The organism is Pseudoflavitalea rhizosphaerae, from assembly GCF_003991355.1.
Taxonomy (GTDB): domain Bacteria; phylum Bacteroidota; class Bacteroidia; order Chitinophagales; family Chitinophagaceae; genus Pseudobacter; species Pseudobacter rhizosphaerae.
On the sequence record NZ_RCSU01000026.1, the window covers coordinates 1 to 12,912 of the forward strand.

The following is a 12,912-nucleotide window of genomic DNA, read 5'->3' on the forward strand; positions in this document are numbered from 1 at the left end:
TGCTTTTTCTGTTCATCCGCCGCCAGCAAATATTTCTCCGCCATATCAAATAAAGCTCCTTCAAATGGAAAGCGCATATCCATCTCCGAAAAATTGCGAATGATATCGCTTCTGCGGTTGATCTCTTGTTGATCAGATAACGGCCTGGTGAACATTTCCTTCAATACAGTTTCTGCGCCACGGGTATGTGAATGATTGTAGAGATCGAATAATCCCTGGCTATCTCGCTTGCCGAAGATCCGCAGATCCTCGATCGTTTGTTCATCGGTTAACAGGTACATGATGATTTTTATTGTCGTTTACGTCTGAGAAGGATAACTGAGCCGAGGACCAAAATGGCGGCGGGCAGGACCCAGATAAGAATGATCTTTTGTGTTTCTGCAGCTTTGAGGCTGATGGTCAGAAGTGTATCCGTAGGCGGTATGGGAAATAAGTGAATAGGGAATGCCTCTTCGGTGAGCCAGCTTGCATAGTTACTGGCAAGGAATTGCGAACCCATCCTGAGATTGGAAGGGAAGTCGGCATCACCGGCAATCACGATCTTTTGTTCCTTCTTACCCACCTGCCTGCTCATTGCCAATGCAACTGTGAACGAATCCAGTTTGTAATCGCCTTCATTGGCAACGAGTACCGGTGGCGCTGAATCGGTTACCAAATGACCTGCTTTTACCCAGGCCAATCCTTTTGGTCCTGATACCATCAGTCTGGTAACTTTGAACCCGTTTTCTGTGAAGGAGAGCGGAGCAACACCAGGATGCATCACTTTGGTTGAATCGCCATTATCCAATCCTTTTCTGACCGCAATGCTGAAAGGATTTTTTTGCTTAAACATCCAGGTGTGGTCTGTAGTTACAAAAGGCGTTATTTTATCAGGGGTTTCGTGCTGTGAAATCTGTACCATGGTACCGGGCATCAGTTCAGTTCCCATTGGTTTGACCAACGGGTTCAGCACATGCTGTTTACCGGGCTCACCTGTTATCAGCAGGTTGCCGCCTTTGTCTATATATTGTTTCAGGCGCGTTGTTACGGTATCGTTCAGCATTATTTTGGGATCGGCCAGCACCAGTGCATCAGCATCTGCGGGGATATCCTGCCTGTTCAGGTTCAACGTATCAAATTCAAATCCGTGGTTGATGAGGGCTGCCCTGCTTAATTTTTGTATGGAGTAGCTGTTGTATTCGCGTTCTCCCAACTTGTGTATGCTGCGTTCATAGTTGCCGGTGGAAGCGTATACTTTGGGGATAGTGTCGTTGGCCAGTCTCTTGAGGGCTGCTGCTACATGTTCTTCATCCGGCCAGTATTTTGAATCTTCATAGGTGCGGAGAAAGATGCTTTTGCCTTTGTATTTCAGGTGCATTACAGAGCGCATCCCTTCGCCCTGCAGATCTATCTGTTTCCTGATCTCTGCGGGCTTGAGGTACCATTTGATATTTGTTTCATACATCTTGGCATATTCCCTGGCAATGGAATCCAGCGTCATATTGGGCATGCGTTTATACATGGTGCTGTCTCCATCTGCAACATCGTAATACAGTACATAATTGAATTTGATATTGGGTTTGAAACGGATGAACTGGTCCCAGAAATTCCAGATATAGGTATTGCGTGAACTGGGCCTGGTCCTTCCGAAGCCCTGGCCGGGGTCCAGCAGGTTGGTATAGAGTGTTACTTCCATGGGCTCATCCTGCATGGTTTTCATAATGTCCTGCGTCTGTTCCTTGATGGTATTGGCTTTGATCCTGGTGCCGTCCCAGTAACCTATATAGCCGGGCCTCGAAGTGAGATAACCTATAACCATAACCGAAATAAATACAGTCAGGTAACGGACTGCTTTTTTTCCTCTTGAAACCATCTCCCTTCCATGACGTAAGCTCAGGTAGCTGAAGGTTACGAACATATAAGTGATCAGGGCATAGTACATGATGTCGCGGGTAGTGATCAGGCCGTCTACCATTCTTTCCGCCCTGCCATTGATGGAAAGGAAATAAGTGAGGTCGCGGATAAAATCATATTCCTGCCAGAGGCCGCCTATCCGCTGCAACAGGAAGAGCAGGATGAAAGTTGCGATGGCAGATACGATCTGGTAATTGGTGATGCTGCTCATGAACATACCGATAGCGGTATAGGAACATACTATGAGATAGAAGGTGATCAAACCGGTAGTCAAATGTCCTGCATCGATGTCCCTGATGCTGAAAGCGCCTACTATCATGAAGAGCAGCATGATGGTCAGCAGCAACATGTTGTAAGCCATCACCGCCAGGTATTTCCCCCATACGATCTGGTTGAGTTGAACAGGAGAGGAGTAAAGCAGTTTTACCGTTCCGCTGTTGAACTCCCGGTTGATCAAACCCATGGTGAGCAGGGGAATGAAGAGGTATAAGTTAGAAAAAATATTGGCGATAAAACCATCGGAGTTCATTCCCATGAACACGCCTTTGGTCAATCCCATCGGAAATTCTTTGAATGAGGGTGTGGTGCGCAGGAGGGAATCCTGCCAGTTGGCTATCGCCGCCATGTAGTTCGTATAGAAGATGGCACAGATTACGAAGAAGATGATTGTCAGGAACCAGGCCACCGGGGAGAAGAATAAGTTCCGGAGCTCTGTTCTCGCAATATTTAGTATGAGTTTCATGGCTATGCTTATTGATGGGATTGGGTGGATAATTGTTTGAAGATATCGTCCAGCAAACCTTTTTCCAGGTTCACTTCACGGATGCGCCAGTCTTTATGTACACCTTCAGTGATGATCCTTTCGGTAATATCTTCTTCTCCGTCGAAAAAGAGGCGGGCCTGTTTGTCCGTGGTGTATTCCGCCCTGGTGATGCCTTTTATCTGCTGCAATTCTGTGATGGCCGGGGGATTGGCGAAACGTACCAGCACACTTTGAGGCTGCATGTAGTTGTTGAAGGCGTCCATCGAATCTGAAAACACGATCCTTCCGGATTCGATCATGATCACTTCTTTGCAGAGCAGGTGGATCTCAGACATGATATGGGAAGAAAGCAGGACTGTTCTTTCCTGTGCGATCTCCCTGATCAGTTTACGTGCTTCGATCAGCTGGTTGGGATCGAGGCCATTGGTGGGTTCGTCCATTACTACCAGTTTCGGTTTGTGGATGATTGCCTGGGATATGCCTACCCGTTGGCGATAGCCGCCGGAGAGGTTTTTGATCAGGCGCTTACTGAAATGGGTAATGCCTGTTTTTTCCTTTGCCTCATCCACGGCTTCTTTGATCTTCTTAGCTTCTATCAGTCTCAGTTGTGCTGTATAGGTCAGGTACTCATCCACTGTAAGATCGAGGTATACAGGTGGCGTCTGCGGCAAAAAACCGATATGCTTTTTTGCAAGCTCTGGTTCCTTCCGGATATCGGCGCCGTTGATGCTTACGTTTCCTTCGGTTTGGTTGAGCGCTCCGCAGATGATATTCATGGTAGTGGACTTACCGGCGCCGTTGGAACCCAGTAACCCAATGATGCCATTGGTGGCGATCTCAATATTGATATCGCGGATGGCCCAGCTGCTACCATAACGATGCGAGAGGTTTTCTGTTTTTAAGATCATGCAATGAGTGTTTTTGAAAATTAGATGAGAGCATAGTACGGCCTGACCGGTACAGGAAACTGTATCAATCCTTGTTTTTTTCAGGCTGCCTGTTGACAGACTACTGTTATTGTTTTATTGAATTAAATGTGACCTGTGTGATTGTGCTGCTCAGATATCTCTTATTAAACAATTCCATGAGCCGGTCATTTGTATTACTCTTTTTGAAAAAAATATTGTTACAAAAAAAGAGGAGTGCGAATATCGATATGCAGGTAAGATTTTCTTTCACAAATTGCACCGCACGGTTCAGGTGCACTTTCACAGTGTTGGGTGAAAGCTGCAGGCAGGCGGCGATCTCTGCTCTTCTCAGTCCTTTCTCTTTGCTGAGATGCAGCACCATCTTTTGCTGCGAAGGAAGCTGGTTGAAAATATGTTTGAGTAAAACATGCCTTTCTTTCACGATGAGGTTTTCTTCTACATGTGTGCAGGATAAGTTTTCTGCTTCACTCAATGTTTTGTGTATACGAACCTGTATATTTTTATCCCGTATATACCTTACTGATAGATTGGTTACTACTTTTGTCAGCCATCCCACCGGGTTTTCGGGGATGATCTTTGCGCGTTGTTGCCAGAGCGCCAGGAATGCTTCCTGCACAATGTCTTCCGCAACCTGTTTGTTTTTGGTGATCTGCCAGGCAGTGTATTGAAGATGAGCAGTCCAGTTGTCTACGATCCTGGTGAACTGGGAATGGAAAAGATGCACAGGAACATCCCGGCAGGGATATTCCTGTACTTGCATAGGTGAAGGCTTGTATTGGGTGATAGTGGTCATGTAAGATCATTTATCCGTTCAGTTTCATGGGGTTTCTTATTCCGGAATTTTAAAGCCGGCTTCTTTGGCGAAACTTCTCATGACGTCAAACTTTTTCAGCACCAGTGTTTGGTTGGGGTGCAGATCGGCAAATTCCTGTTCAGTATAATAAAATACGGCAGTGAGAAATGCCCTGAGATCATCTGTTTCGCGTAGCATATTGTCCAGGGGAATACCGTTCATTTCAAAAATTGGATAGAAGAGAAAGCCAATATCATTCGGAGGCGGCACCTGGTCCGGCGGAAGCACATACATGAAAGGTATCCCATAATAGATATCCACCTCAAAAGGGAACAGGTTTCTTGTTGCTTCCCTTGAAATGCTGAGGAAGTCTTTTTGCACCCTTGTGCCTATCACCTGGTTGACTCTTTTTTCCGCAATGCCTGCCAGCATGGATGCTGCATACATTTTTCTTTCTGCAATGCTCATCGCTTCCACATTCTTCACCTTAATCCCTAATGTATTGAATCCATACAAGGCTGTCCATCCATGTGATAACTGGATATTAGTATTTATATAATTGGTAAATGAGTCAATCAGCAGTATGCAGGGGAATAACGAGACGGGCGGTAGCTTGGGCACCAGTTCGGTTTTCATCAGGTCCAGCAGTGCAGGTATTTTTTCCCTGGCTGAAAGTGGTGTGTAATAGACCCAGTTATCCGCCAGGGGGTCGTATTCCAGGGATAGCGTTACGTAGGAATAGCGTGCCGGGTTTTCATTTTCTTTACTGATCTTTCTCTTATAGATGGTATCCGTATAGAAGCTGGCAATGCCGGTACTCTTATAGAATTCATAGATGGCGTGATCGATGGGGTCATTGGGATTGTCTTCAATCACGAAATAGTTCTGGTCCATGTCGCTGGGGCCTGGCGATTTCTCCTTGCGGCAGCCTGCAGTCAGCGTTATCACTGCCATCAGGATGCAGGCAAGTGAAGAAGGGAAAGGTATGCGCATATTTTTAAATTTCATGATGATATTGAGTTGAGATGAATGAAGGGCCTGTTACTGTTTTAACGGGCGTTCGGGCCTGGGTTCATTGGTGATCAATCCCTGGTTGAATTCGATCTCATCGTTGGCAATGGGGACCACATAAGTGGCAGCATCCTGTTCATAAGGTCCCAGTTCATAATAGCCATTGTCTGCATAGCCGTTACCGGTGTAGGCAATAGAGCGGTGCCGGATGGATTTACTGAAAGGGTATTTGGTGTTGACCCCGTAGCGGCGGAGATCGAACCAGCGATGCATTTCCCAGCAAAGCTCTATCCTTCGTTCATTTCGTATGGTGTTGATGAGCGCCTGGCCTTCTGAAGAAATGGGCGGGAGCTCATTGGGCCTGAAACGATATTGTCTGAATTCCTGTAATGTATTGCGGGCTTCATCAAACCGGTCGAGAGCAGCAAGCGCTTCTGCCTTATTGAGATAGATTTCGGATATGCGTATCAGGTAGGAGTCAGAAACATCGTCGGTAGTGGAATTATCGATCTCTCTTTTTTTGCCCACTCTCATAAGGCCTTTACTGTTGGGTAAAAAGAAGACCTGGAGACGCAGATCTTCCTCAGAATAACTTAGCATAAGGTCGTCTGATGGCCTGAAGCCGGGGATGGATGGGATATCCATTTGCAACAACATAACGTTGGCTGTCCGGTTGGCGCCCATGGTGAAAATTACTTCGGGTGAATTCTTTTTCAGGAAATCTTTTCCTGCCGGATGCACATTCAGGTTGGTGATCTTGTATTGTTCTTTACTGATCACCTTGTTTGCATAGAGAACCGCCTGTTCGTAATTTTCCATAAACAGGTACACCCTGCTGAGGAATGCCTGTGTGGCAGCCTGGTTGACGCGGATGGTGGAATTTTCATTGGCGCCTGCCAGTTCTTTCTCTGCTTCAAGCAGGTCTGCAATGATCTGATCGAATACCTGTCTGGTGCTGCTTCGTGAAGCAAATTGCTCTTTGATGGCTGCTTCTGTTTTCAGAGGAACACCATAATCGGTATCTGCAGTGGCAGGTTTATAGGGTTTTCCATAGGTGTTCACCAGGATGAAATAATAGAAAGCACGAAGGAAATGGGCTTCTCCGGCAATCCGTTCCAATGCGGCAACTGGCTGACCTTTCTCTCTCAGCAATGGAACATTATGCAGGATCGTATTGATACGGGCGATCTTGCTGTACAGATCGTTAAAATAGCGATCGTTATTGCTTAACTGCCCTTCTGTATTGATCCGGGGCTGCGGCTGCCAGTAGTGAAAGCCGGGTGACTGCGGTATTTTGTTTTGTGATGTAGGGATGATGGCCGCAGCGTCATCATCCATGGAATACATCATTTCGGGAACGGATTCCCGATACTGATTCACGTATGCATCTCCAACCAGCAGCTCATCAAGATCGGCTGCTGATTCAATAAAGCTGTTGTTCTGGGAATAAGCGGCAAGGAATTTTTTGCAGGAGAGGTTACTGATGCAGAGTATGCAAAACAAAGGTATCCAGATCCTGTTGGCAGGTGAATGCATGGTGTTGGTTTTAGAAACTGAGATTGAGGTTGAATGCATATACCGGTCTGATTGAAAGATTGATATTGGGAGCGGAACCGGACTGGGATGGGTCCTGTCCGCGTAGCGCCTTGTTGGCAATGGTGAAGAGATTGGTGCCGCTGATATGTGCAGTGGCGCCTTTGATATGTAATTGACTGCACCACTGTTCCGGGATCCTGTAGCTCAGTGAAACATACTGAAGCTTCACGTAATCTCCTTTTACCACGCGCAGGTCTGAGAAATCGTACATCTGGTAATAATCAGTGGCAAACGGGCGGGTTACATGCGTATCAGGGTTACCCCACCAGCCAAACCTGTCGAAATCCACTGCCCCTGGCGCCCCTGCGATACCGGGGATATTGGTGAATTTTTCATCCCCGGGATAGCGCCATCTGTTTGCGAATTCCTTGCGCAGGTTTTGTTGGGAGCTGGGCCTGAAAGTGCCGTAATTACCGGATGCGATCTGCATTAACCTGATCTTATTGCCAATGCTGTAAGTGAAGGTTACATTGAGGGTCCAGTTACCGAGTACGAAAGAATTGTTGATGCCTCCCTGCAATACGGGCTCTCTTCTTCCGGATTCAACCATCACCATATCGAATACTTCTTCCTTCGTCATCTTGTTGTATTTGGCGCTCAGTTCATTTTTGTTTTCCAGTTCGGCTCCATAGAAAATTGGAAAGCCCTGATTAGGGTCCAGGGATTTGAACCGGTAGGAATAAAAGGTGTTCACGGATTTTCCATTGACAGGCACATTGCCACTCAGATAATCCTGGTAGGTGAGGGTGGCCGCATCCACCATTACATTCCTGCTGTTCAGATTGTTATTGATCAGTTTGTTGAATACCTGACCAAGTTGAGGATCGAAGCGCCACATGAACCTTTTCTTACCGGCGCCCATATTGTCGATGACCTTGAAATTCAAACTCAGTTCCACTCCCTGATTTTCCAGGGTACCTCCATTCACCACGTAGGTATTGGAGGGGGCTCCATTGATGGCGGAAACTTTCTTTTCCAGGAAAGCATTGGTGGTTTTGATATAGAAATAACCAATAGATCCGTTTATCCTTCCTTTCAGGATAGAGAACTGAAGGGTGCCATTGTAATCCTGCGTTTTTTCCCAGGCCAGATCAGGATTGGGGAAGGCAGTAATGTTGGATGCGGGAGCGGTATAGAAGGGATCGATTGGCCCTTTTGTAAAAATGGTATAAGGCGTTTGGCCGGGCAACATATTTCCGCGGGTGCCAAAAGAAATCAGCAGGGCTGCCTGGTCTACCCATGAAAGATTATGCAGCAGGTCTTCATGAACATTCCATCTGCCTGACAAAGCCCAGGTTGGAAGGAATTTTTCATTGCTTCTTGAGCCAAAGGAGTTCGAGAATTCCTGGCTGGTTGTGGCGCTGATCACATAACGTTCATTGAAAATATAAGTGGATGTAATAAAGGGACGAACAGCATTCTGCATCGCTTCGGTGATGCGGGGCTGGCCTTCGCGCGACAGCCAGCCGGCGTAATTCGTATAAACCGAGGGGTCTATAACGGCGAAGCTATAACCCCGGTCAGGATAATAGCCCCTGCTGGTTTGATTGAATGAGCTGCTCCTGTTGGAAGTCAGATCTGCAGCCACTTCAACAGTGAGCTGATGTTTGTGTTGGCGATCAAGGTACCTGTTGAAACTGAGTCGGCCATTGATGAGATAATTCTGTCTTCTCACTGTCTGGTGGCGGAGCTCGCCACCGAATGGGATCATATCCTGATCTGGCTGAAAGATATCCTGGAAGTATGAAATCCTTCTTTGTTCTGTTACCCATTCTGTATTTTCAGCAAACCAGATATCATGATTGGAATTGCCTCCGGTATATGCCAGTTTGGAATTGAACTGGATCCCTTTTGCGATCTCGTAGCTGAGGTCCACACTGGCATTGTATTCATTGCTTTCAACCGTTTCTCCGGTATTATTCATCTCATTCTCGATATTCATTGTTTTGAGGTCCTTGAAACTATTGATGGTCGTATTTGAATTGACGGTTGAATAGAAATACAGCGAACCATCTTCATTGCGAAGCGGGATGGCCCTGCTGGTGCCATATGCGTAGTTGAGCAGTCCAACTTCGGAGGGAGTATATCTTCTTTTTTCCTTGTTCAACTGGATATTGAATTCCACTTTGAATTTCCTGTAATTCATTTGCAGGTTCAGCATCCCGGTATACAGGTCGTTGCTTTCTTTTTTGATCACTCCCGGTTCTGTGCGGTATCCCACTGATGCACGGTAGGAAGCGGAAGGAGATCCGCCGGATACACTGAGTGTGTGATTGGTGGCAAACACATCGCGCATGGTGTTTCCCAGCCAGTCTGTATTGATGGACTCAGCCCTGTCTACTCTTTGTTTGAAAGTTTCATAATCAATTGCGCCTTCATAATAATCGATGATGTCTTTCTCATAAGCTTCCAATGCGCCTCCGCGCAGCTTCATCTTTTTTTCGATCATTTCGCGGGAAACATCAATGCGTTCGCGGGAATCCATCATGTAAATGGCCCTGTCTGTATATCTTGGCCTTCGTGTAATAGTTCCCGTTACATTGTAGTTGACGGTGGGAGGGCCGGGTTTTCCGCGTTTGGTGGTGATCACTATCACGCCATTGGCGGCCCTTACGCCATAGAGTGCTGCTGCTGTTGCATCTTTCAGCACATCTATCTGTTCGATGTCGTAAGGATTCAAGCCTGAGATGGCATTGCCAAGCAGGTTCACGAAATCCGGATCGTTGATCCTTTCTGCCGGAATTGGAATTGGGTTGGTGCGAACGATCCCGTCCACTACCCAAAGCGGTTCCCGCGAACCCAGGTAGGTGGAAGTACCCCTGATCCGCAGTTTGGGCGCTGCGCCGGCCTGCCCGGAGTTTTGCATGAACATGAGACCGGGTACGCGGCCTTCCAGCATTTTATCTACGGTATTCAGTCCTGGCTGAAAAATGGAATCCATTCTTAAAGAGCTTACGGACCCGGTGAGGTATTTCTGCTTTATTTTTTGATAACCGTTATACACAACCGCTTCGTCCAGTTGTGCAGCTTTTTTTGAAAGTGGAATGAAAAAGAAATCCTTACCCAGGCCAATGGTTTGACCATTGAACAGGCTGTTGTTAACGCCCACGTTTGTTGAGGTGGGAGCAGTTCTGTTAGGGGAAGAAACCACCATAACCGTACTGGGAGAAGTGATCCTGATGCTGATATTATTATAACCAACATAGGAGATCATCAGGGTCTGGCCAATTTCTGCACTGATGGTGATCACGCCCTGCGCATCGGTCACTCCTGAATTCCTGGAGCCTTTAACAGAGATGGATGCGCCGGAAAGCGGGTTGTAGTCCTGGTCAACAATTTTGAGCTTTATTGGAATGGGATCAGCCGGAGCATCTGTGCCGGGCTTTTCAATTTTGAAATCAATTGATAGATTAATGGAAGTATCAGGAGAAACAATTATGGTCTTACTCCTGATCACATAAGATAATCGCTGTGCCTTCAGGATCTCGTCCAGCACTTCTGTCAGCGGCCTGTCCTTCACATCGATGGTAACAGGCTGCGCCTGCTTCAGCGTTTGATCTCCGTAAAGAAATGAGAACCCGGTTTTTTCCTGGAGTATGGTAAAAACCTGTTTAAGCGGAACGTTTTTGACCGACAGGTCAACGTTTTGGGAGAGGGCTGCAGCCGAAACATTCATTAAGGCTACGGTTAAGTAAAATACGGTTAGCTTCATAACTAACAGAGTTTTGGTTAACAGGCGGTTGCTCCCGCGAGCAGGCCGGCCAAAGACAGCAGTTTTTTGCATACTTTCGCGTAGTTTGGGTGATGTAGTAACAGTCTGCGACGACTATTTTATTTTCGTTACCCAAACTTTTCGCCGGTAGTGTAGCAAGCACTTCCGGCTTTTTTTTGGGTAAGAATCTTTGAAAGGATCAGTTTGTTGCTGATCTTGTTTTTACAATTTACTTCTGACTCAATATTAATTTCCTTCCCTCAAGTCTTGTTCGAATGTCAAAATTGTTCAGGAAAGCCATCAGGTCTGAAAGCTGAACGCCCCTGTCCATTCTGCCTCCGATCTTTACACCAGGCATTGTTCCTTCAATTTGTATATCGATATTATACCATCGTTCTATCTGCCTGATGATCTCTTCAAAGCTGACTGATTCAAAATTGATGAAACCATTTTTCCAGGCCAGTACATGTTGTATGTTGGCGGGTTGCACACTGATCTTTTCTGAGCCTCCAGGGTCTACGGCCTGTTGAGCTGGCTGCAGCATAACGCCCTGTCCGGTGCGGCGGCCATCTTTTTCCAGGCTGGACACTCTAACGGCTCCCTCTATCAATGTTGTTTTGATCTTCCCTTCATTTGGGTAGGAGTTGATATTAAAACTTGTGCCCAGCACTTCAACAGTTGATCTTCCATCTACATTAACCATGAATGGCCTGCTCTTGTCTTTTGCGATTTCCATATACACTTCACCGCTGATCTTTATCTGACGATCATTCCCGGTAAAGGCAGCGGGATAAGTGACTGAAGAAGCGGCATTGAGCCAGATCCTGGATCCGTCAGGAAGCACCAGGTTGTATTGGCCTCCATTGGGGGTGGTCATGGTATTCATCATCGGTTTGCCGGTAGGTTTACCATTCACATCATAACGGATCTCTCCATTGGGAAGCTTGATCACGGATGCGTTTCCCTGTTGTGCGATGGCGCCACTGGCTGCACTGTCAAGGGTAATCACAGTGCCATCGGATAAGGTAAGCCGGGCTTTATTGCTTCCGGGTTGTATACTCTTGTTATTGCGTTGTTGATCTGCAATAACAGTTTTGTTCTGGTTATGGCTGCTTACATAGAAGTAAACGGTTCCGCCAAGCAGCACCAGTATGGCGGCAGCCCATCCAAAGCGACGGTAGATTGGGATCCGGCGAACCGGGGTTTCCCTTTGCTGCAGGATGCGTTCGAAAATGATCTCGCGTAATACCGGCTCTTCTGCAACATCGAAGGATGCATCTTCCAGCGCTTCGGCTACAACCGATTCCAGTTCCGGCATATGGTCCCTGCTTTGTATGAGTGCAAAGAATTCCTGCTGCTCCTCGGCCGTAATCGTTTGAGCCAGGTATTTGTCCAATAATCGTGAAAAATCGTTCGGTGATTCCATAATAAGGTTTTAGCGGGTCTTCAAAAGATCCCGGTAAATCAATAAGACAGGTTAAGAAAATGAACAGGTGCAGTGAGTGTTAAAAAAAATATTCAAGGATCGAGGTCAGCAACCAGGTTGTAAGGAATGCATCGCCGGAATGCAGCCGTACATATTCCCGGATGGCATTCAGCGCCCGGACCATATGGCTTTTCACTGTGGCTGGTGCTATATTGAGTTGTTCTGCAATTTCTGCATAGGATAATCCCTGTTCCCTACTCAGTTGGAAAACGGCAGTTTGCTGTGGAGGAAGGGTTGCCACGGCTTCATCTATCAAAGCAACGGCGCCTTTGTATTCCAGCAAATAACCAGGGGTAAGAAGATCGGGAGGAGTAAGCTCATCAGCCGGTCCGGCAGCGAGCTGGAATGCCCGGTTTTCCAGGGCATTGATGATGGTGTTGCGGGCCAGTGTTGCAAACCATGCATCGAAATGGGAAACTTCTTTGAGCTTATCACGCTTTTCCCATAAGCGTACAAAAACGAGTTGTACGGCATCCTGCGCCAGTTGAGTGGACTTCAGGAAACTGAGTGCAACGCCGTAGACCCGGTTCCAATACTGGTCATATACCTGCCGATAGGTTTGTTCATCACCTTCCAGCAGGCGTTGTATTATTTCTGTTTTATTATGTTTTCCGCCGGACAACAATGATTGTAATGCATTTAATATCCGCAAACTATATCAAATATTTCACAAGACCTGCAAAAAAAACGGAGAGTGGCCAGTCGCTCGCCTCCCGGCGAGTGACTTCT

General features: G+C 46.8%; 8 protein-coding genes and 1 pseudogene. All 9 read right to left on the bottom strand.

Annotated features, from left to right (window positions below):
- Positions 1-281: pseudogene (locus D9Y29_RS26245) on the bottom strand (MutS-related protein); the annotation flags it as partial.
- A gap of 8 nt (positions 282-289) precedes the next feature.
- Entirely contained in the window at positions 290-2,635 is a 2,346-nt protein-coding gene (locus tag D9Y29_RS26250; RefSeq protein ID WP_127133229.1) for an ABC transporter permease subunit, read from the bottom strand.
- Positions 2,636-2,643: 8 nt separating this feature from the next.
- Complete coding sequence (locus D9Y29_RS26255; RefSeq protein WP_127133230.1) at positions 2,644-3,564, bottom strand: ABC transporter ATP-binding protein; 921 nt, start codon at positions 3,562-3,564, stop codon at positions 2,644-2,646.
- A gap of 106 nt (positions 3,565-3,670) precedes the next feature.
- Positions 3,671-4,378: an RNA polymerase sigma factor gene (locus D9Y29_RS26260; protein ID WP_127133231.1), complete on the bottom strand. Its 708-nt coding sequence runs from the start codon at positions 4,376-4,378 to the stop codon at positions 3,671-3,673.
- 36 nt (positions 4,379-4,414) lie between these two features.
- The gene (locus D9Y29_RS26265) at positions 4,415-5,386 is read right to left on the bottom strand and encodes a hypothetical protein (RefSeq protein WP_127133232.1); all 972 of its coding nucleotides are present in this window, start codon (positions 5,384-5,386) and stop codon (positions 4,415-4,417) included.
- Positions 5,387-5,419: 33 nt separating this feature from the next.
- Positions 5,420-6,925, bottom strand: a complete 1,506-nt coding sequence (locus D9Y29_RS26270) for a RagB/SusD family nutrient uptake outer membrane protein (protein ID WP_164735563.1) — start codon at positions 6,923-6,925, stop codon at positions 5,420-5,422.
- Positions 6,926-6,935: 10 nt separating this feature from the next.
- Positions 6,936-10,697 (bottom strand): SusC/RagA family TonB-linked outer membrane protein, encoded by a 3,762-nt coding sequence (locus D9Y29_RS26275; protein WP_164735564.1) that lies wholly within the window; start codon positions 10,695-10,697, stop codon positions 6,936-6,938.
- Positions 10,698-10,926: 229 nt separating this feature from the next.
- Positions 10,927-12,123 (bottom strand): FecR family protein, encoded by a 1,197-nt coding sequence (locus D9Y29_RS26280; protein WP_127133235.1) that lies wholly within the window; start codon positions 12,121-12,123, stop codon positions 10,927-10,929.
- Positions 12,124-12,202: 79 nt separating this feature from the next.
- A complete protein-coding gene (locus D9Y29_RS26285; protein WP_127133236.1) occupies positions 12,203-12,835 on the bottom strand; it encodes an RNA polymerase sigma factor in 633 nt (210 codons plus the stop codon).
- Between the last annotated feature and the right edge of the window lie 77 nt (positions 12,836-12,912).

What these genes read in the sequence shown, in the direction of transcription:
- D9Y29_RS26250 (WP_127133229.1), bottom strand. Translation starts at nt 2,635, where the DNA reads ATGAAACTCATACTAAATATTGCGAGAACAGAGCTCCGGAACTTATTC.
- D9Y29_RS26255 (WP_127133230.1), bottom strand. Translation starts at nt 3,564, where the DNA reads ATGATCTTAAAAACAGAAAACCTCTCGCATCGTTATGGTAGCAGCTGG.
- D9Y29_RS26260 (WP_127133231.1), bottom strand. Translation starts at nt 4,378, where the DNA reads ATGACCACTATCACCCAATACAAGCCTTCACCTATGCAAGTACAGGAA.
- D9Y29_RS26265 (WP_127133232.1), bottom strand. Translation starts at nt 5,386, where the DNA reads ATGAAATTTAAAAATATGCGCATACCTTTCCCTTCTTCACTTGCCTGC.
- D9Y29_RS26270 (WP_164735563.1), bottom strand. Translation starts at nt 6,925, where the DNA reads ATGCATTCACCTGCCAACAGGATCTGGATACCTTTGTTTTGCATACTC.
- D9Y29_RS26275 (WP_164735564.1), bottom strand. Translation starts at nt 10,697, where the DNA reads ATGAAGCTAACCGTATTTTACTTAACCGTAGCCTTAATGAATGTTTCG.
- D9Y29_RS26280 (WP_127133235.1), bottom strand. Translation starts at nt 12,123, where the DNA reads ATGGAATCACCGAACGATTTTTCACGATTATTGGACAAATACCTGGCT.